The sequence below is a fragment of the Calidifontimicrobium sp. SYSU G02091 genome (assembly GCF_022631395.1).
Lineage (GTDB): Bacteria > Pseudomonadota > Gammaproteobacteria > Burkholderiales > Burkholderiaceae_C > Calidifontimicrobium > Calidifontimicrobium sediminis.
This window is the reverse complement of the sequence record NZ_JALBGB010000009.1, coordinates 26,451-46,116: the sequence shown is the minus strand read 5'-3', so window position 1 is coordinate 46,116 and position 19,666 is coordinate 26,451. Positions and strand designations below refer to the sequence as shown.

Annotated in this window: 18 protein-coding genes and 1 pseudogene; 7 read left to right on the top strand and 12 right to left on the bottom strand. The window is 72.8% G+C overall.

What is annotated here, in order from left to right:
- The first annotated feature begins 7 nt into the window (after positions 1–7).
- On the top strand, positions 8–1,348 hold the full coding sequence (locus tag MOJ79_RS07945) for a GNAT family N-acetyltransferase (RefSeq protein WP_241923667.1): 1,341 nt from the start codon (positions 8–10) through the stop codon (positions 1,346–1,348).
- A gap of 12 nt (positions 1,349–1,360) precedes the next feature.
- Here MOJ79_RS07945 and MOJ79_RS07940 read toward each other — a convergent pair whose 3' ends face one another.
- From MOJ79_RS07940 to pcaC, 6 genes are all read right to left on the bottom strand, one after another.
- The gene (locus tag MOJ79_RS07940; RefSeq protein ID WP_241923666.1) at positions 1,361–3,505 is read right to left on the bottom strand and encodes a hypothetical protein; all 2,145 of its coding nucleotides are present in this window, start codon (positions 3,503–3,505) and stop codon (positions 1,361–1,363) included.
- An 87-nt stretch (positions 3,506–3,592) separates the two neighbouring features.
- A complete protein-coding gene (gene rfbC, locus MOJ79_RS07935; RefSeq protein ID WP_241923665.1) occupies positions 3,593–4,168 on the bottom strand; it encodes a dTDP-4-dehydrorhamnose 3,5-epimerase in 576 nt (191 codons plus the stop codon).
- 4 nt (positions 4,169–4,172) lie between these two features.
- Positions 4,173–5,054 carry a glucose-1-phosphate thymidylyltransferase RfbA gene (gene rfbA / locus MOJ79_RS07930; RefSeq protein ID WP_241923664.1) on the bottom strand — a complete coding sequence of 294 codons (882 nt, stop codon included), beginning with the start codon at positions 5,052–5,054 and terminating at the stop codon, positions 4,173–4,175.
- A 15-nt stretch (positions 5,055–5,069) separates the two neighbouring features.
- Positions 5,070–5,969, bottom strand: coding sequence for a dTDP-4-dehydrorhamnose reductase (rfbD, locus tag MOJ79_RS07925; protein ID WP_241923663.1), 900 nt, complete (start codon positions 5,967–5,969; stop codon positions 5,070–5,072).
- Positions 5,970–6,052: 83 nt separating this feature from the next.
- On the bottom strand, positions 6,053–7,123 hold the full coding sequence (rfbB, locus tag MOJ79_RS07920; RefSeq protein WP_241923662.1) for a dTDP-glucose 4,6-dehydratase: 1,071 nt from the start codon (positions 7,121–7,123) through the stop codon (positions 6,053–6,055).
- A gap of 136 nt (positions 7,124–7,259) precedes the next feature.
- A complete protein-coding gene (gene pcaC / locus MOJ79_RS07915) occupies positions 7,260–7,637 on the bottom strand; it encodes a 4-carboxymuconolactone decarboxylase (RefSeq protein ID WP_241923661.1) in 378 nt (125 codons plus the stop codon).
- A 114-nt stretch (positions 7,638–7,751) separates the two neighbouring features.
- Here pcaC and MOJ79_RS07910 point away from each other — a divergent pair, with 114 nt between their 5' ends.
- Positions 7,752–8,762 (top strand): tripartite tricarboxylate transporter substrate binding protein, encoded by a 1,011-nt coding sequence (locus MOJ79_RS07910; protein ID WP_241923660.1) that lies wholly within the window; start codon positions 7,752–7,754, stop codon positions 8,760–8,762.
- A 13-nt stretch (positions 8,763–8,775) separates the two neighbouring features.
- On the opposite strand, the gene MOJ79_RS07905 is transcribed toward MOJ79_RS07910, so the two are convergent.
- The 4 genes and pseudogenes from MOJ79_RS07905 to MOJ79_RS07890 form a co-directional block, all read right to left on the bottom strand.
- The gene (locus MOJ79_RS07905; protein WP_241923659.1) at positions 8,776–10,509 is read right to left on the bottom strand and encodes an SLC13 family permease; all 1,734 of its coding nucleotides are present in this window, start codon (positions 10,507–10,509) and stop codon (positions 8,776–8,778) included.
- 7 nt (positions 10,510–10,516) lie between these two features.
- Positions 10,517–12,421 (bottom strand): sulfate adenylyltransferase subunit CysN, encoded by a 1,905-nt coding sequence (gene cysN, locus MOJ79_RS07900; RefSeq protein WP_241923658.1) that lies wholly within the window; start codon positions 12,419–12,421, stop codon positions 10,517–10,519.
- Positions 12,422–12,560: 139 nt separating this feature from the next.
- Complete coding sequence (cysD, locus tag MOJ79_RS07895; RefSeq protein WP_336606316.1) at positions 12,561–13,490, bottom strand: sulfate adenylyltransferase subunit CysD; 930 nt, start codon at positions 13,488–13,490, stop codon at positions 12,561–12,563.
- A 528-nt stretch (positions 13,491–14,018) separates the two neighbouring features.
- Positions 14,019–14,396, bottom strand: a pseudogene (locus MOJ79_RS07890) (winged helix-turn-helix domain-containing protein); the annotation flags it as partial.
- Positions 14,397–14,492: 96 nt separating this feature from the next.
- Here MOJ79_RS07890 and cysQ point away from each other — a divergent pair.
- The 5 genes from cysQ to MOJ79_RS07865 all read left to right on the top strand — a co-directional run bounded on the left by cysQ (position 14,493) and on the right by MOJ79_RS07865 (position 18,983).
- Positions 14,493–15,260: a 3'(2'),5'-bisphosphate nucleotidase CysQ gene (gene cysQ, locus MOJ79_RS07885; RefSeq protein ID WP_241923657.1), complete on the top strand. Its 768-nt coding sequence runs from the start codon at positions 14,493–14,495 to the stop codon at positions 15,258–15,260.
- A gap of 90 nt (positions 15,261–15,350) precedes the next feature.
- A complete protein-coding gene (locus tag MOJ79_RS07880) occupies positions 15,351–16,403 on the top strand; it encodes an AAA family ATPase (protein ID WP_241923656.1) in 1,053 nt (350 codons plus the stop codon).
- The gene (locus tag MOJ79_RS07875; protein ID WP_241923655.1) at positions 16,396–17,610 is read left to right on the top strand and encodes a vWA domain-containing protein; all 1,215 of its coding nucleotides are present in this window, start codon (positions 16,396–16,398) and stop codon (positions 17,608–17,610) included. Before MOJ79_RS07880 ends, MOJ79_RS07875 begins: the two co-directional genes overlap by 8 nt.
- Positions 17,611–17,695: 85 nt before the next feature.
- Positions 17,696–18,724, top strand: coding sequence for a hypothetical protein (locus tag MOJ79_RS07870; protein WP_241923654.1), 1,029 nt, complete (start codon positions 17,696–17,698; stop codon positions 18,722–18,724).
- Between the two features lie 7 nt (positions 18,725–18,731).
- Positions 18,732–18,983, top strand: a complete 252-nt coding sequence (locus tag MOJ79_RS07865) for a hypothetical protein (RefSeq protein WP_241923653.1) — start codon at positions 18,732–18,734, stop codon at positions 18,981–18,983.
- Between the two features lie 78 nt (positions 18,984–19,061).
- Here MOJ79_RS07865 and MOJ79_RS07860 read toward each other — a convergent pair whose 3' ends face one another.
- Together MOJ79_RS07860 and MOJ79_RS07855 are read right to left on the bottom strand one after the other, a co-directional pair.
- Entirely contained in the window at positions 19,062–19,304 is a 243-nt protein-coding gene (locus tag MOJ79_RS07860; RefSeq protein ID WP_241923652.1) for a type II toxin-antitoxin system HicA family toxin, read from the bottom strand.
- Complete coding sequence (locus tag MOJ79_RS07855; protein WP_241923651.1) at positions 19,301–19,522, bottom strand: type II toxin-antitoxin system HicB family antitoxin; 222 nt, start codon at positions 19,520–19,522, stop codon at positions 19,301–19,303. The genes MOJ79_RS07860 and MOJ79_RS07855 overlap by 4 nt, the downstream gene beginning before the upstream one ends.
- Positions 19,523–19,666: the final 144 nt, after the last annotated feature.

The following is a 19,666-nucleotide window of genomic DNA, read 5'->3' as shown; positions in this document are numbered from 1 at the left end:
CCGCGCGATGAAGCGCACGCTGCGCTCGCGCTGGCGCCGCGCCGTGCACGACGGCGTGCGCCGCGCGCTCGGCTTCCTGCCGCGCGAGTCGCGCTTCGCGCTGTACCGCGCGCTGGTCGACTGCGACCCGCACCCCGACCCGCGCCTTTCGCTGCACATCGCCGACACGCGCGACGACCTCGAAGCGTGCTTCGCGCTGCTGCACGACGCCTACGTCGCCAGCGGCTTCATGACGCCACACCCGTCGGGACTGCGCGTGACGCCATACCACGCGCTGCCGACGACGACGACGCTGTGCGCGAAGTTCGACGGCGAGGTCGTCGGCACGCTGTCGCTGATCCGCGAGGGGGTGTTCGGCTTTCCGCTGCAGTCGGCGTTCGACCTGTCGGCCGTGCGTGCGCGCGAAGGGCGCATCGCCGAGGTCTCGGCGCTGGCAGTGCACCCGGCGTTTCGCAGGACCGGCGGCGCGGTCCTGTTCCCGCTGATGAAGTTCATGTACGAGTACTGCACGCGGTACTTCGACACGCGCCACCTCGTCATTGCGGTGAACCCGAACAAGATCGAGCTGTACGAGTCGCTGCTGCTGTTCCAGCGGCTGCCGCAGCACACCGTCGATCACTACGACTTCGCCAACGGCGCACCCGCGGTGGGTGCGACGCTGGACCTGCAGCAGGCGCGGCTCGACTTCCAGGCGGTCTACGGCCACAAGCGCGAGCGCAAGAACCTGCACCGCTACTTCGTCGAGACGCGCATGCCCCACATCGAGCTGCCGGCGCGCCCGTACCACACGACGAACGACCCGGTGATGACGCCGCAACTGCTCGACCACTTCTTCAACCGGCGCACGCAGGTGTTCGAATCGCTCGACCTGCGCCGGCGGCTGCTGCTGCACTCGATCTACGACCTGCCCGAGTACCGCGACGTGCTGCCGGCGCTGCCGGCGCGCCGCCCCGCGGGGCTCGCGCTGCGCCGCCACCAGCGCTATTCGCTCAAGTGCCCCGGCCGCCTGCACCTGCACGGCTGGAGCGATGCCGGGCCGTTCGACATCGACGTCGTCGAGGTCTCGCTGTCGGGCTTCCAGGCCGTCGTGCCGCGGCCGCTGCCGCTCGACGTCTGGGGCACGGTGTCGATCGAGCTCGGCCTGGGTGTGCGCTCGACGCTGCAGGTGGCCGCCGTGCGCGGCGTGCGCCCCGGCGGCTCGTGCGTCTACGGGTTCCGCATCGACGAACCCGACGCCGCGTGGCGTGCCTGCGTCGCCGCGCTCGAAAGCGGACGCACGCACCGCGACCTGCGCGCTGCGGTGACCGACGTGCCGACCGAACCCGACGTGCGCATCGTGATGGCCTGAGGCCGTGGCACGTCAACTGCGCCCGGCGCGCGTCGCCGCACCACGGCGCAGGCCGAGCATCGCGACGAGCATCGCCACCAGCGCGACGCGTGGCACGTCGAGCACGCTGCTGACCGCCCCGACGAGTGCGACGCCGGCCAGCGCGGCGGCGAGGAACGGCGCGAGCGCATCGCCGCGCCGCGCCGCATCGAGCAGGCGCTGTAACGCCAGCCCCGCCAGCGCCAGCAGCGCGAGCGCGCCCGCGGCACCGCGCTCGATCAGAAGCTCGAGGTACAGGTTGTCGATGTGCCACGGCACGTACCACGCCTGCGCCGACGGGAACCAGCGCGCCGCGCCGCGTGCGAAGTCGCCGTGGTGCAGCAGGTCGGCACCGCCGCCGGCGCGCAGCTGCACGCGCTCGAGCAGCGCGGCGGTGCCGGCGTCGTAGACGGCGATCGACAGCAGCGCGCGCCGCGCCGGCCACCACGGCTGCACGTCGAACGCGGGGCCGTCCAGCGGCACGTCGAGCGTCGCCACCGCCTCGGGCGGCGGCAGCGTGACCAGCGCCTCCTGGCAGCGCGCGTCGTACAGCAGGTGGCGCTCGCACACGCGCAGCCACAGCCGCGCCGGGGGGGCTTCGGCGGCGCCGGCGCGCAACGCCTGCGACCGCGCCTGCAACGACACCACGTAGCGCGCGCCCGGCACGTGCGGCACCCGCTGCGTCAGCGCATACAGCCCACCGATCTCGTCGACGACGGCCGGACCCTCGAGCCGCGGACGCACGCCCTGCGGCGTCGCGACCCAGCGGATCGCACCCGAAAACTCGCGCTGCACGTCGGCGGCGGCGTAGCGCGCCGGCAGGCGGCCGAGCCCAATGCCCAAGGCCACGTCCAGTGGCGAGTCCAGCACGCCCAGGCCGTGGCGCCAGTGCGCGATGCGGCCGCCGGCGTCGAGCGTCGTCTGCGCCAGGCGCTCGACGAGGAACGAGCCTCCGGCCACCACCGCGACGACCTCGGTGGCCAGCGCCAGCGCGAGCAGCGCACCCGCCGGCGCGCGCCAGCCGAGCGCGCGCACCCGCCGCCACGCGAGCAGCAGCAACGCGCTCGCCGCGAGCCACACCCAGCCGAGGCCCGCGTAGCCCTCGATCGCGAAGGCACCGACGAGCACGACGACGGCAAGCAGCCCGAACCCGACCACCGCGCCGCGCGGCCACGGCGCAGCGGATTGCCGCGAAGACGGTGCCGCCCCCGCGCCGGGCCGCGCCGCGTCCCTGGGGCCGGGCCCGACGCGCTGCCACAGCCACGCCAGACCCAGTCCCAGCAGCGGTCCGCCCACCGCCAGCAGCACGCCGCGCGCGAAGGTCACCAGCGCCGCATGCACCGTGAGCACGGCCAGCAGCGCCGCGACGGCGAAGCGCACCGGCGTGCGCGCGCGCCACACCGCCCACGCGACGACGGGCGCGGCCAGCGCGAGGTACGCATCGATCGCCGCGCCACCGACGTGCATCTCCCAGAACCGCGCCGTGATCCGGTACGGCCCCGAGAACTCGAGCAGGCCGGGGTACGCGATGCGCTCGCCCAGCGCCGCGACGCCGACGACGGCAACGCCGAACGCCATCCCGAGCGCGAAGCGCCGCGCGGCCGCGGCCAGCGCCGCCGGCTCGCGCGGCAGCAGCGGCCACAGCGCGAGCGCGAACGCCAGGCTCTTGCCCACGCGCAGCGCGTTGGTGGCATCGGTGTAGCCGTCGAACGTGCTCGGTGCGCCGCCGCCGGCGTCGAGCCAGCCGCGCACGACGCCGAACCCGAGCAGCACGGCCAGCAGCGCGGCGAGGCCAAGCTCGCGACGCGGCAACGGCGGCGTGACGCCGCGCCACCGCGCCACCGCGCGCGCCGCGTGAGCGCCGGCCAGCAGCGCGAGCACGAGCAGGTCGAACTCGTCGACCATCGTCCAGCCGGTCCACGGGTTCAGCGCGACCCACGGCATCGCCGCGGGCAGCACGAACCACGTCAGGCCGGGCCAGCGCGCCGCCAGCGCGACGGCCAGCGCCACCGCGGCCAGCGCGACGCCCGGTGCGAGCGGGTGCGAGGCACCCAGCGCGAGCGCGAGGCCTGCGGCCGCCGATGCGAGCAGCGCGCTGGGCAGCGCCGCCGCCCAGCGCGGCGCCGTGGCGGTGGTCAATGGCGGCGGCGACACGCCGTCGACCTCGACGCCGCCCGGGCCGCCGAACGGCCACGGCCGCCTCGACGCAGCCCCGAGGGCGCGCCGCTACGCGGCGAAGACCTCGGCATCGGCGAGGCCGACCGCGGCGGCGTCCTTGGGCGCGAGCAGCGGCGCGCGCAGGCCCGGCGGCAGCGGCCACGCGATGCCGATCGCCGGGTCGTCCCAGCGGATCGCGCGCTCGCAGTCCTTCGCGTAGACGTCGGTCGTCTTGTAGAGGAAGTGCGTGTCGTCCTCGAGCGCGACGAAGCCGTGCGCGAAGCCCTCGGGGATCCACAGCTGGCGGCGGTTGTCGGCGCTGAGCTCGACGCCGACCCAGCGCCCGAACGTGGGTGAGCCGCGGCGGATGTCGACCGCGACGTCGAACGCACGGCCGCGCACGACGCGCACCAGCTTGCCCTGCGCGTGCGGCGGCAGCTGGTAGTGCAGCCCGCGCAGCACGCCGGCCTTCGAGCACGAGTGGTTGTCCTGCACGAACGCACGCGGCACCGGCAGGCCGAGCGCGCGCAGCCCCTGCTCGAAGCGCGGCTGGTTGTAGCTCTCCATGAACCAGCCGCGCTCGTCGGCGAACACGGCGGGCTCGACGACGACGACGTCGGCGATGGCGGTGGGCGTGAGCTGCATCGCTTCAGTACACCGTCTCGCGCAGCACCTGCAACAGGTACGCGCCGTAGCCGTTCTTCAGCATCGGCTGGGCGAGGCGCTCGAGCTGCGCGGCGTCGATCCAGCCGGCGCGAAACGCGATCTCCTCGGGGCAGGCGACCTTCAGGCCCTGGCGCTTCTCGAGCGTGGCGATGAACTGGCCCGCGTCGAGCAGGCTGTCGTGCGTGCCGGTGTCGAGCCACGCGTAGCCGCGGCCCATGATCTCGACGTTCAGCTCGCTTTGGCGCAGGTAGCGCGCGTTGACCTCGGTGATCTCGAGCTCGCCGCGTGCCGAGGGCTTGATGTCGGCGGCGATGTCGCACACCTGCGCGTCGTAGAAGTACAGCCCGGTGACGGCGTAGTTGCTCTTGGGCGCCTTGGGCTTCTCCTCGATGCTGATCGCGCGGCGCTGCGCATCGAACTCGACGACGCCGTAGCGCTCGGGATCGTGCACGTGGTAGGCGAACACGGTGGCGCCGTGCGTGCGCGCGTGGGCGCGCTGCAGCGCGGCCTTGAGGTCGTGGCCGTAGAAGATGTTGTCGCCGAGCACGAGGGCGCTGGGCGCTCCGCCGACGAACGAGCGCCCGAGGATGAACGCCTGCGCGAGCCCGTCGGGGCTGGGCTGCACGCAGTAGCTCAGGTTCATCCCCCAGCGGCTGCCGTCGCCGAGCAGCGCCTCGAAGCGCGGCGTGTCCTGCGGCGTGCTGATCACGAGCACGTCGCGGATGCCGGCGAGCATCAGCGTCGACAGCGGGTAGTAGACCATCGGCTTGTCGTACACCGGCAGCAGCTGCTTGCTCAGCGCGAGCGTGGCCGGGTGCAGCCGGGTGCCGGAGCCGCCGGCGAGGATGATGCCTTTGCGTTGCATGAAGCCGTTCCTCGTTCAGTGATCGAGCACTTCGGCGAGCATGCGCTCGACGCCCGCCTGCCACGGCGGCAGGTGCAGGCCGAACGCGGCGCGCAGCTTCGCGGTGTCCAGGCGCGAGTTCAGCGGCCGGCGCGCCGGCGTCGGGTACTCGCGCGTGGGGATCGGGCGGATCGCGTCGGGCGCGACCTTGATCGGGTGGCCGCGCGCGCGCGCCCACTCGACGACGAAGCGCGCGTAGTCGAACCAGCTCGTCTCGCCGGCGGCCACGCAGTGGTAGGTGCCGGCGAGCGCGGGCCGCGCGGCGATCGTGCGCAGCGCGTGCGCGGTGACGTCGGCCAGCAAGTCGGCGCCGGTGGGCGCGCCGATCTGGTCGTCGATCACGGTCAGCACCTCGCGCTCGGCGGCGAGCTTGAGCATCGTGCGCGCGAAGTTGCCGCCGCGCGCCGCATAGACCCAGCTCGTGCGCAGGATCAGGTGGCGGCAGCCGCTGGCACGGATCAGCTCCTCGCCTTCGAGCTTGGTGCGTCCGTAGACCGACAGCGGCGCGGTGGGCGCGTCCTCGCCGCGCGGGGCGTGGCCGGAGCCGTCGAACACGTAGTCGGTGCTGTAGTGCACCAGCGTCGCGCCGATCGCGGCCGCCTCGCGCGCGAGCACGCCCACCGCCGTGGCGTTGATCGCGCGTGCGAGCTCGGGCTCGCTCTCGGCCTTGTCGACGGCGGTGTGCGCGGCGGCGTTGACGACGACCTCGGGCGCGGCCGCACGCACGATCGCCGCCAGCGTCTGCGGCTCGCTGAAATCGGCGCGCCACGGCGCGGGCGTGTCGACGTCGAGCGCCGTGACCTCGCCCAGCGGCGCCAGCGCGCGCTGCAACTCCCAGCCGACCTGGCCGTTCTTGCCGAGCAGCAGGATCTTCATCGCGTCAGCACCGCCCGGCCGCTGCGAAGGTGCTGACAGCCCCTCGGGGGCTGCGAACGCAGTGAGCATGGGGCTGTTTCACTTCAGGCCAGCAGCGTGTCGCGGTAGTTCGTCGCCAGCCACTCGCGGTAGCTGCCGCTTTGCACCTCGGCGACCCAGTCGGGGTGGTCGAGGTACCACTGCACCGTCTTGCGGATGCCGCTCTCGAACGTCTCGGCCGGGCGCCAGCCGAGCTCGCGCTCGATCTTGCGCGCGTCGATCGCGTAGCGGCGGTCGTGCCCGGGGCGGTCGGTCACGTACGTGATCAGGCGGCTGTAGGGGCCGGCGGGGTCGGGGCGCAGTTCGTCGAGCAGCGCGCAGATCGTGTGCACGATCTCGCGGTTGGTCTTCTCGTTCCAGCCGCCGATGTTGTAGGTCTCGCCGATGCGGCCGCGCTCGAGCACGGCGCGGATGCCGCTGCAGTGGTCGCGCACGTACAGCCAGTCGCGCACGTTCAGGCCGTCGCCGTAGATCGGCAGCGGCTTGCCGGCCAGCGCGTTGACGATCATCAGCGGGATCAGCTTCTCGGGGAAGTGGTACGGCCCGTAGTTGTTCGAGCAGTTCGTCGTCACCACCGGCAGCCCGTAGGTGTGATGCCACGCGCGCACCAGGTGATCGCTCGCGGCCTTGCTCGCCGAGTACGGGCTGTTGGGCTGGTAGGGGTGCGCCTCGGTGAACGGCGCATCGTCGGGGCCCAGGCTGCCGTAGACCTCGTCGGTCGAGACGTGGTGGAAGCGAAAGCGCGCTTTAGCCTCAGCGTTGAGCGCCGTCCAGTACGCACGCGCCGCCTCGAGCAGCGTGAACGTGCCTTCGACGTTGGTCTTGATGAACGCAGCCGGCCCGTGGATGCTGCGGTCGACGTGGCTCTCGGCGGCGAAGTGCACGATCGCGCGCGGCCGGTGCTCGGCCAGCAGGCGATCGACCAGCTCACGGTCGCCGATGTCGCCCTTGACGAAGACGTGGCGCGCATCGCCCTGCAGCGACGCGAGGTTGCGCAGATTGCCGGCGTAGGTCAGCGCGTCGAGGTTGACGATGGGCTCGTCCAACCGCTCGAGCCAGTCGAGCACGAAGTTGCTGCCGATGAAGCCGGCGCCGCCGGTGACGAGGAGGGTCATGGGTGGTCGCAGTCGCTGTCGAGACGGAAGGCACCAGACCGGGTTCGACCCGGCGCGCCCGATTCTGGCCGATTCGCCCCGCGCAGCGGCCCCCGCAGACGTGCGGCATGCCGCTGCCTGCAGCGCCGCCGAACGCTCAGCCGCGCGATTCGGCGAATACCTCGCGCGCCAGGCGGAAGCTGTCCACCGCCGCCGGCATCCCGCAGTAGACGGCCGCGTGGAGGAACACCTCGCGGATCTCGTCCTTCGTGGCGCCGTTGCGCAGTGCGCCCCGGATGTGCAGCTTCAGCTCGTGCGGGCGGTTCAGCGCCGTGAGGATCGCCAGGTTCAGCAGGCTGCGCGTGCGGCGGTCCAGCCCGGGGCGGTTCCAGACGTCGCCCCAGGCGTACTGCTTGACCAGCTCCTGCAGCGGGCGGCTGAAGTCGTCGGCGTCGCGGATCGCGGCATCGACGTAGTCGGCGCCGAGCACCTCACGGCGCGTGGCCAGCCCGCGGTCGAAAAGCTCCTGATTCATCGGCAGATCCCTTGTCGTGTCGGTCGGCTTGCAGCTTACCCGGATGGCGCCGCCGGCGCGCCGCACGCACACTCGCCGCGACGCGACAGACCACCACACACCGAGGAGACCCCGATGACGCTGACCCGCCGCCGCCTGCTCGCCGCTGCGAGCGCCACCGCCGCGCTGCCGATCGTGCTGCCGCACGCCGCGTGGGGCCAGGCCCCGTGGCCGACGCGGCCGGTGCGCATCGTCGTCCCGTTCCCGGCCGCCGGCACCACCGACATCCTCGCGCGCGCGCTCGCGCCCGAGCTGCAGCGCGTCTTCGGCCAGCCGTTCGTCGTCGACAACAAGCCCGGCGCCGGCGGCAACACCGGCAGCGCCGAGGTCGCGCGCGCCCCGGCCGACGGCCACACGCTGCTGATGGGCACGGTGGGCACGCACGCGATCAACGCGTCGCTGTACGCGAAGATGCCCTACGACCCGGTGAAGGACTTCGCGCCGGTCACGCTGGTGGCCAGCGTGCCCAACGTGCTGGTGGTCAACCCGGCCAGTGCCCAGAAGTACGGCATCGCCAGCGTCGCCGACCTGGTGCGCGTCGCGCGCGCCAACCCCGGCCGGCTCAACATGGCCAGCTCGGGCAACGGCACCAGCATCCACCTGTCGGGCGAACTGTTCAAGGCGATGACGGGCACCTTCATGGTCCACTTCCCGTACCGTGGCTCCGGCCCGGCGCTGATGGACCTGCTGGCCGGCAACATGGACCTGATGTTCGACAACCTGCCCAGTTCGATGCCGCACATCAAGGCCGGCAAGCTGCTCGCGCTGGCCGTCACCAGCGCGCAGCGCTCGCCGGCGCTGCCCGACGTGCCGACGGTGGCCGAAGCCGGCGGCGACGCGCTCAAGGACTACGAGGCCAGCTCGTGGTTCGGCCTGTTCGCGCCGGCGGGCACGCCGGCCGACGTCATCGCGCGCCTGCAGCAGGAAACGGCCAAGGCGCTGGCGCTGCCCGCCGTCAACGAGCGCCTCGTCGCGCAGGGCGCGGTGCCGGTGGGCAACACGCCGGCGGCATTCGCCGCGTTCGTCGACGCCGAGACCAAGAAGTGGGCGCGCGTGGTCAAGACCTCGGGCGCGAAGGTCGACTGACGCGCCGCCCCGCTCAGCGCAGCGGGAAGAAGACGGGAATCGCCACCAGCGCCGTCGCCTGGTAGACCAGCGCCAGCGGCGCGCCGGCGCGCGCGAAGTCGCGCAGCGTGTAGCGCCCCGGCGACATCACCATCAGGTTGGTCTGGTAGCCGTACGGCGTCAGGAAGCTGCAGCTCGCGCCGTAGATCACGGCCATCACGAACGGCTGGGGGTCCAGCCCCGTCGTCTGCGCGACGCCCAGCGCCACCGGAAACGACAGCGCGGCTGCGGCGTTGTTGCTCATCAGCTCGGTGAGGATCCACGTGACGACGAGGATCAGCGCCAGCGCCCCGTACGGCCCGAACGCGTCGATGCCGGCCAGCAGCGCCTGCGCGAGCAGCACCGCCGCACCGCTGGAGACCATCACCTCCGAGATCACGAGCGATGAGGCGATGATCAGGATGATCGCGTACGGCATGTTGCGCCGCAGGTCGGCCGGCTTCGCCAGGCCGAGCAGCAGGAACGCCGCCAGCAGCACGAGCAGCGCCTTGAGCAGGTCGACGACGCCCAGCGCCGCGAGCGCGACGGCGCCGACGAAGCCGGCCATCGCGAGCAGCCCCTTGCGCGGGTCGGTGAACTTCTGCACCTGCCGGCGCGAGACGATGACGAAGTTGCGCTGCAGGTTGTTGCGCTTCTCGAAGTCGTTGCCGACGACGAGCACCAGCGTGTCGCCGACTTCGAGCGGCACGTTGGCGATCGGCCCGCGCAGGCGCTCGCTGCCGCGGCGCACCGCGATCACCGCGGCGTCGAACTGCGCGCGGAAGTTGACGTCCTTGAGCGTGCGGCGCGCCAGCGTCGAGTCGGCCGCGATCACGACCTCGACGAGGTTGTCCAGCGGCAGCCGGTAGTGCTGCCCGTGCGTCTCCAGGCCCTCGAAGCGCGTGAGCACGTCCAGCCGCGTCAGGTCGCCGGTGAAGACGAGCAGGTCGCCGGCGCGCAGCATGCGGTCGGGCTGCACCGGCGCGATCGTGAAGCCGTCGCGCACGATCTCGGCGAGGTACAGGTGTGCGAGGTTGCGCAGCCCGGCGGCCTCGACCGTCTTGCCGATCAGCGGCGAGTCGGGCCGCACGGTGGCTTCGAGGAAGTAGTCCGACGACGTCTCCTCGGCCGGTGGCTGCGCGGGCAGCAGCCGCGGGTACAGCAGCACCATCGTCGCGCCGCACGCGAGCACGATCAGGATGCCGACCGGAAAGAGGTCGAAGATGTGCAGCGCGGGCATGCCCTGCCCGATCACGAGGCTGTTGACGAGCAGGTTCGTCGACGTGCCGACCAGCGTCAGGATCCCGCCCAGCGACGCGGCGAAGCACATCGGCATCAGCAGCCGCGACGGCGCGTGCGTGCGCAGCGAGCGCAGCGGCCCGATCAGCGACGCGACGACGGCGGTGTTGTTGAGGAACGCCGAGTAGGCGGCGGTCGCGACGTACAGCTTGGCCAGCGCCCAGCGGTACGGGCCGCGCACGAGCCAGCCGGCCATCGTCTCGAGCAGGTGCGAGCGGTCGAGCACGACCGACAGCAGCAGCAGCACGACCACCGTCACGAGCCCGCTGTTGGTCAGCTGCGCCAGGCCCTTCTGCACGCTGACGAGGTCGAGCAGCACGAAGGCGAACGCGACGCTGGCGAACACCGCCGCCGGCGCGCGCTTGCCGCGCAGCAGCTCGACGACGAGCGCGGCCAGGCCGACGAAGACGGCCACCTGCTGCCAGGTCACGGCGCGCTCAGTCGATCAGGCCCAGCGCGCGGATGCGCTCGATCACCGCGTCGGCGGCCTGCTCGGGCGTGCACTCGACGGTGTTGACGCGCAGCTCGGGCGCTTCGGGCGCCTCGTACGGCGAGTCGACGCCGGTGAAGTTCTTCAGCTCGCCGCGGCGCGCCTTGCGGTACAGGCCCTTGACGTCGCGCATCTCGGCCACGTCGAGCGGCGTGTCGACGTGGATCTCGACGAACTCGCCGTCGGCCAGCAGGCTGCGCGCGAGCGCGCGCTCGGCGCGGAACGGCGAGATGAACGCGGTGAGCACGATCAGCCCGGCGTCGACCATCAGCTTGGCGACCTCGGCGACGCGGCGGATGTTCTCGACGCGGTCGGCCTCGGTGAAGCCGAGGTCCTTGTTCAGCCCGTGGCGCACGTTGTCGCCGTCGAGCAGGTAGGTGTGGCGCCCCATCGCGTGCAGCTTCTTCTCGACGAGGTTGGCGATCGTCGACTTGCCCGCGCCCGACAGGCCGGTGAACCACAGCACCCCCGGCTGCTGGCCCTTCAGGCGCGCGCGTGCGGCCTTGTCGACGTCGAGGTGCTGCAGGTGGATGTTGTGCGCGCGGCGCAGCGCGAAGTGCAGCATCCCGGCGCCCACCGTGTTGTTCGTCAGGCGGTCGATCAGGATGAAGCCGCCGGTGTCGCGGTTGACGGCGTACGGGTCGAACGCGACCGGGCGGTCGAGCGCGAGGTTGCACACGCCGATCTCGTTGAGCGCGAGCTGCTTGGCCGCCAGGTGCTCCAGCGTGTTGACGTTGACCTTGTACTTCGGCTCGGTCACGCTCGCGCCCACGGTGCGCGTGCCGATCTTCAGCACGTACTGGCGCCCCGGCAGCATCGGCTCGTCGGCCATCCAGACGATCGTGCACTCGAACTGGTCGGCGACCTCGGCGGGGCTGTCGGCCGCGACGATCATGTCGCCGCGCGAGATGTCGATCTCGTCGGTGAGCGTCAGCGTGACCGACTGGCCCGCGACCGCGAGCGGCAGGTCGCCGCTGGCGGTGACGATGCGCGCGACGCGGCTCTCGCGCCCCGACGGCAGCACGCGGATGCGGTCGCCCGGCTTGACGACGCCGCTGGCGATCGTGCCGGCGAAGCCGCGGAAGTCGAGGTTGGGCCGGTTGACCCACTGCACCGGCAGGCGCAGCGGGCCGGCCTGCTGGCGCGCCTCGTCGACCTCGACGGTCTCGAGGTAGGCCATCAGCGTCGGGCCGCGGTACCACGGTGTGCGATCGCTGTGGGCGAGCATGTTGTCGCCCTTGAGCGCCGACAGCGGAATCGGCGTGACGTCGGCGAGACCGATGCGCTGCGCGAACTCGCGGTACTCGTCGACGATGCGGCGGAACACCTTCTCCGAGTAGTCGACGAGGTCCATCTTGTTGATCGCGAGCACGACCTTGCGGATGCCGATCAGGTGCACGAGGTAGCTGTGGCGGCGCGTCTGCGTCAGCACGCCCTTGCGCGCGTCGATCAGGATCACGGCGACGTCGGCGGTGGAGGCGCCGGTGACCATGTTGCGCGTGTACTGCTCGTGGCCTGGCGTGTCGGCGACGATGAACTTGCGCCGCTCGGTGCTGAAGAAGCGGTACGCGACGTCGATCGTGATGCCCTGCTCGCGCTCGGCGGCCAGCCCGTCGACGAGCAGCGCGAAGTCGATGTCGCCGCCTTGCGTGCCCCACTTCTTGCTGTCGGCCTCGACGGCGGCGAGCTGGTCCTCGAACAGCATCTTGCTGTCGTACAGCAGGCGGCCGATCAGCGTGCTCTTGCCGTCGTCGACGCTGCCGCAGGTGATGAAGCGCAGCAGGCTCTTGTGCTGGTGCTGGTGCAGGTACTGCTCGATGTCGGTGGCGATCAGGTCGCTGACGTGGGCCATGGTGGTGTTCCCCGTGCAATGCTGGTGATGACGTCCGTTTGGCTGCGACGGCCTTCAAGCGGCCGCCGCGGATCCGGCTGCGCCGGTCCGCCGGCGGCGCCCCCTCGAAGGGGAGGCGCCGCAGGCGCTTCGGGGGTGGTCAGAAATAGCCTTCCTGCTTCTTCTTCTCCATCGACGCGGCCTGGTCGTGGTCGATCAGCCGCCCCTGGCGCTCGCTGGTGCGCGCGAGCAGCATCTCCTGGATGATGTCGGTCAGCGTCTCGGCGTCGCTCTCGATCGCGCCCGACAGCGGGTAGCAGCCCAGCGTGCGGAAGCGCACCTTACGCATCACCGGCACCTCGCCGGGGCGCAGCGGCATGCGCTCGTCGTCGACCATGATGAGGGTGCCGTCGCGCTCGACGACCGGCCGCTCCTTGGCGAAGTACAGCGGCACGATCGGGATGTTCTCGAGGTGGATGTACTGCCAGATGTCGAGCTCGGTCCAGTTCGACAGCGGGAACACGCGGATCGACTCGCCGCGGTGCTTGCGCGCGTTGTACAGGTGCCAGAGCTCGGGGCGCTGGTTCTTCGGGTCCCAGCGGTGCTGCGCGGTGCGGAAGCTGAAGATGCGCTCCTTCGCGCGGCTCTTCTCCTCGTCGCGCCGCGCGCCGCCGAACGCGGCGTCGAAGCCGTAGTGGTCCAGCGCCTGCTTCAGGCCCTGCGTTTTCCACATGTCGGTGTGGATCTGCGAGCCGTGGTCGAACGGGTTGATGCCCAGGCGCTCGGCCTCGGGGTTGCGCCACACCAGCAGCTCCATGCCCATCTCGCGCGCCATGCGCTCGCGCATCGCGTACATGTCGCGGAACTTCCACGTCGTGTCGACGTGCAGCAGCGGAAACGGCGGCGGCGACGGGTAGAACGCCTTCTTCGCCAGGTGCAGCATGCACGCGCTGTCCTTGCCGATCGAGTACAGCATCACCGGCTTCTCGCACTCGGCGACGACCTCGCGCAGGATGTGGATGCTCTCGGCTTCGAGGCGTTGCAGGTGGGTCAGCTTCATCGTGCCGGTCCTTGCGGGAGTCGAAGGGATGGGGTTGGGGGGCGCATCGCGGCGATGCGCCGTGGCCAGCGGTGCGGCAACGGCAGGCGCCGATGCGGCAGCAGCGGGTGTGACCGAAGGGGCCGTGGCAGCGCTTGGCGACGGCACGCGCGCCGCTGGCGCGGTGGGCGCCGCCACCGGTAGGCCGACCGGGCACGGCAGCAGTTGCAGGTCGCCCGCGGCGTCTTGCGCCAGCAAAGCGGCCAGCGGTTCGATCGGCACGCCGTGCCACAGCAGCGCCAGCGGCCCGGCCCAGGTGCGGCGCAGCCGCTGCGCGAAGTCGAACAGCCGCTGCGTGTCGTTGATCGTGCGCACCGGCAGCCACGCGAGGCTGCCGCGCAGCGTCTGCACGACGAGCAGCCGGCCGGTGCCGCCGGGCACCGCGGTGTCGGCCGCCCACAGCAGCGCGCGGCCTTCGGCGCGCGCGCGGCGCGCCAGCGCCGGATACGCGTCGCGCCACCACGCCGCGCCTTCGCTCGTGGACTGCGCGGCCTCGCGCAGCGCAGGCGGCTGCAAGCCCCAGCGCGCGAGCGTGCGCAGCACCGTGCGCTCGCTGACCTCGACGCCGAAGCGCGCCGCGACGAGCGCGCGCACGCCCTGTGGCGTCCACAGCCGCCCGTCGGCGGGCAGCGCCTCGAGCACCTCGTGGCGCAGGTGCGCGTCCTGCGCCGCCGTCAGCGCGCGGCCCTCGCCCGGCGCGCGACCGCGGCCCTTGCCCGCGATCGCCGCCCAGCCGCCGGCCAGGAAGGCCTTGTGGGCGGCGATGATCGTCGGCGCACTCAGCCCCGTCTCGGCGCGGATCTGCGGCAGCGGCCGGCCGGCCAGCCGCAGCTCGACGGCGCGGCGGCGCCGCTCGGGCAGCGGCAGCGACGACGGCGGCGACGAACCCACTGTCATGACAGTTAAACTTTAAACCTTGAGAAAGTCAGCAAGATTTTCTGACGCCGATTATCCACGCCACCCGGGAGTCCCATGAACGCGAAGGCCCAATCCATGCAAGAACTGCTCGACGCCGTGGCGCAGATCACGCGCGACGCCGGGCGGGTGATCCTCGAGGTCTACGCAACCGACTTCGCCGTGCGCGGCAAGGACGACGCGTCACCGGTCACCGAAGCCGACGAGCGCGCCGAGCGGCTGATCGTCCCGGCGCTGGCGGCGCTGACGCCGGACGTGCCGGTCGTCGCCGAGGAGGAAGTCGCCGCCGGCCGCGTGCCCGCGATCGGCGAGCGCTTCTGGCTCGTGGACCCGCTCGACGGCACCAAGGAGTTCATCGGCCGCAACGGCGAGTTCACCGTCAACGTCGCACTCGTCGAGCGCGGCGAGCCGGTGCTCGGCGTCGTGCTCGCGCCGGCGCTGGGCGCACGCGGGCGGCTGTTCGCCGGCGCCGCGGGCCTGGGCGCCTGGGTCGACGACGACGCCGGCCGGCGGCCGATCCGCTGCCGCGCCGTGCCACCCGAAGGGCTGACCGTCGTCGCGAGCCGCTCGCACGGCGACGCCGCGGCGCTCGACGCCTTCCTCGCCGGCAAGAAAGTTGCGTCGCTGGCCAGCGCCGGCTCGTCGCTGAAGCTGTGCCTGATTGCGGCCGGCGAGGCCGACCTGTACCCGCGCCTGGGCCGCACGATGGAGTGGGACATCGCCGCCGGCCACGCCGTGCTGCGCGCCGCCGGCGGCGAGGTCACGCGGCTGGACGACGGCCAGCCGCTGCGCTACGGCAAGCCGGGCTTCGACAACCCGCACTTCGTCGCCGCGGGCTTGCGCTGACCGCGGCCGCGGCGGCAAGGCGCCGGTACGTGGGCCCCTATCGGCGCGGCCGTTAGACTGCGCCGCATCGCTTGCCCGCGCCGACCGCCGATGCGCCCTGCCCACCTCGCCCAGGTCCTCGACCGCGAGTTCCTCGCCACCGCCGAGGGCCAGCACACGCCGGTGATGCTGTGGGGCCCGCCCGGCGTGGGCAAGTCGCAGCTGGTCGCGCAGCTCGCGCAGCGCCACGGCGTGCCGGTGGTCGACGTGCGGCTGTCGCAGATGGAGCCCTCCGACCTGCGCGGCATCCCGTTTCGCGTCGGCGACCTCGTGCAGTGGGCCACGCCCGCGATGCTGCCCGACGCGCAGCGGCACGGGCCGCGCGGCGTGCTGTTCCTCGACGAGATCACGAGCGCGGCGCCCGCGGTGTCGGCCGCGGCGTACCAGCTGATCCTCGACCGGCGCCTGGGCGAGTACGCGATTCCCGCGGGCTGGGCCATCTTCGCCGCCGGCAACCGCCAGGGCGACCGCGGCGTGACCTACGCGATGCCGGCGCCGCTGGCCAACCGCTTCGCACACCTCGAGGTCGAGGTCGACCTCGACGACTGGGTGCAGTGGGCGTGGAGCGCCGGCATCGACGAGCGGCTGATCGGCTTTCTACGCTTCAAGCCCGAGCTGCTGTTCGACTTCGACCCCGCGCGCACGCTGGCCGGCGAGATGGCGTTCCCGAGCCCGCGCTCGTGGGAGTTCGCGCACCGCGCGCTGCGCAAGTTCGCCGACAAGCCCGCGCTGCTGCAGGGCGCGCTCGCCGGCTGCGTCGGGCAGGCCGCCGGCGTCGAGTGCGCGGCGTACCTGGCCACGCTCGACCGCCTGCCGGATCTGGACGCGATCGTCGAGGGCCGCGACGCCGCGGTGCCCGCCGAGATCGACCTGCAGTACGCGGTGGCCGCCGCGCTGGTGGGCCGCGCGCTGCGCGCGAAGGACACGGCGGACGCCGCACGCACCTGGGGCCACATCCTCGACTACGCCGAGCGGCTGCCCACGCGCGAGATGGGCGTGATGCTGGTCGCCGACCTGCACCGCAGCCTGGGCACCGCGCTGTTCGCCGTGCCGGCGTTCAAGCGCTGGGCCGAGCGCGCGGCCGACGTGCTGCTCTATGACTGAGCCGGCCGACGACGCCGCGCGCCGGCTCGCGGCGGCGCGCACGCGGCTGATCCTCGACCACCCGTTCCTCGGCGCGCTGGCGCTGCGCCTGCCGCTCAAGCCCGCCGGGCGCTGGTGCGCCACCACCGCCACCGACGCGCGGGCGCTGTACTACAACCCGCAGTGGATCGCGGCGCTCAAGCCCGCCGAGCTGCAGTTCGCGCTCGCGCACGAGGCGCTGCATTGCGCGCTCGGCCACTTCGCGCGCCGGGGCCACCGCGTGCAGCGGCGCTGGGACCTGGCGTGCGACTTCGCGATCAACCCGCTGCTGCTCGACGAGGGCCTCGCGCCGCCGCCTGGCGCGCAGGTGCTGCCGCTGTACCGGGGCCTGAGCGCCGAGGAGATCTACCCCTGCCTCGACGACAGTCTGGAGAGCGACACGCTCGACGAGCACGCGTGGGACGGCGACGACGGCGGCCAGGGTGGCCGTGGCGACGGCGCGCCGCGCGACGATGCCGGCGGCGGTGGCGGCGCGCAGGGGCGGCCGTCGGGTGCCGGCGACGACGACGGCGACGCGCGCCCGCCGCCGCTCACGCCCACCGAACGCGAGCACCTGCACCGCCAGTGGCAGCGTCACCTCGCCGCCGCGGCGCAGCGCGCGCGCGAGGCGGGCAAGCTCGCCGGCGCGCTCGCGCGTCTCGTCGACGAGGGTCTGGCGCCGCGCGTGTCGTGGCGCGCCGCGCTCGCGCAGTACCTCGCGCAGACCGCGCGCGACGACTACGCGTGGTCGCGCCCGTCGCGCCGCGAGGGCGACGCGCTGCTGCCGAGCCTGCGCAGCGCCGCCGGCGACCTCGTCGTCGCGGTCGACACCTCGGGCTCGATCGGCGAGGCCGACCTCGCGCAGTTCGTCGCCGAACTCAACGCGCTGAAGGGCACGCTCGCCGTGCGCACGACGCTGCTCGCGTGCGACAGCGCGCTCGCCGCCGGCGCGCCGTGGGTCGCCGAGCCGTGGGAGCCGCTCGCGCTGCCGGCGCTGGCCGGCGGCGGCGGCACCGACTTCCGCCCGGTGTTCGACTGGGTCGCGCGCGAGGGGCTGCGCCCCGACGCGCTCGTCTACTTCACCGACGCCGAGGGCACGTTTCCGGCGCGCGCGCCCGACTACCCGGTGCTGTGGCTCGTCAAGGGGCGCGCCCCGGTGCCGTGGGGCCGGCGCGTGCCGCTGGCCTGACGCCCTCCCCTCGCGCTCCCCTTGTGAGTAGCCCGAACGGGCAGCAGGCCGGGGCCACGGCCGGTGCCATCATCGGCGGCTGCAAATGTCGCTCGACCAACTCGCCTCCGAGGATGCGCTGCGCCTGGCCGTGCTGCTGGCCAGCGACGTGCACGCGGTGCGTATCGACGAGGGCGCGCTGACGCTGCACGCGCTGACGCCGCGCGGCGAGGCGCGCGTGGCGCTGCACCCCGACACGCGCGCCGAGCGCTACCTGATGCGCGTGCGCGAAGTGCTCGCCGGCCACGCGATGGGCTCGCCCGGCGGCTACCCGGTGCATCTGCGGCGCTGGACGCGCAGCGGCCACGCGAGCCCGAAGAACCTCGAGGCGTTGCTGCGCCTGGGCGAACCCGAGGCGGTGACCGCGGTGTCGCTGTCGGCGCACCTGACCGACGAGCTCGCCCGCCGCGCGTGGTGGGCGCAGCCGACCAGCGACATCGCGCGCGCGATGCTCGGCCACGACGCCGTGCGCCGCGGCGCGATGGGCCCGGTGCTCGCGCAGCACCTGCTCGAGCACCTGCCGTTCGAGGAGGATCCCGACGTGGCGATCGCGTCGGTCGCGGCGGTGGCCGCTGCCGGGCTGCTCGACGACGCAGCGCGCGAGCGGCTGTGGCGCGCCGCGCAGCACCGCCCGCACTACCTGATCGGCTGGCTCGAGCACGCGCCGCTGACGCTGCCGCCGGCAGCAGCGCACGCGGTGCCCGCGGCCGTCGAGGACGCCGCGCGCGCCGGCCACCCGCTTGCCGCGCTGCTCGTGCGCTGTGCGTCGGCCGAGGGCCAGGGCTTCCTGCGCGCGCTCGCGCTCGCGCTCGAGAAGCCGCCGACGCACGATGCGACGTTTCGCGTGCTCGACGCGACAGCGGCGTGGTTCGCCGCCGCGCGCGATGCGCCCGCGCTCGCTGGCGTGCCGCCTGACGTGCACGCGGCCGTCGCCGCGCTCGCCGCCACCGGCCGTGCCGCGGCCGAGCCGATCCTCGGCCGCACGACCGCGGTGGGCCCGCTGATGCGCCGCCACCTCGCGCCGGTGCTGCAGCCGCTGCTGCAGCACCTGCAAGTGGTGCGCGCGGCGCCTTGAGCCGGCGGTGAAGGGCGGCCTGACGCTCGACCCCGAGGCGGCGCACCTCGTCACACGCTGCTTCGCCGTCGTCGCGGTGCGCCGCGGCAGCCGCAAGCGTTTCCCCGAGACCTGCGTCGAGACCATGCCCAGCGCCGACGCCGCGCTCGCCGCCGCCGACCCGGCGCGGCACCGCCACGCCGCCGAGGTGATGGGCCCGTCGCGCTCGTCGGAAGGCGTGCGGCTGTACTACCTCGTGCGCTGGCTCGACGGCGATTGAGGTCCGCCGCCCTGCTCGCGACGCCGTCCCGATCCTGGGCCGGCGCGAGGACGCTTCGCGCCCACGAGCACAGCCACCTCAAAGGTCGAGGCGTGCCAGGAGTTGCGCGACCGTCAGCCCGTGATGCATCGCCACACTGCGCAGGATGCTTTGCAGCGTGCCGATCTTGATCGGGCTGTGATTCGGGATCACCTCATGATGCTGGCCGTCCAACTCGGTCGTCACCCGCAGGTGCGAACCCGTCTGCCGTGTGATGGTGTACCCGAGGACTTCGAGCGCCTTGGCCAGCTCGCGCCCGTCGAGGTCTCGCGGCAACCTCATACCGTCAGGATTTCGTCACGAACGAAATGCAAACGGATGAGCTTGGGCGCTGTTTCGGGGTCGTCGAAGTAGCAGGCCACCGCATCGCGCACCATCGCGCGCAATTCGTCCAGTGTCTGCGCCTGCGTGTGAATACCGTGGCCGAGGGCCGAGGCCACATAGCCACCCTCGTCGGCTTCGGTGACCTGGAAGATGATCTCGGACGTCTCGGACGACATGACGGCTCATATTAGCCCATGCCCACTGCTCACCGGTACGAGGCAGCGAATCGGAATTCACCTCCCTTCGTGAGCCGCACGACGGGGATCCATCCCGCCTCGTTCGCCGAATGCGCGCCCCACACACGGCTGAGCCCGCGAATC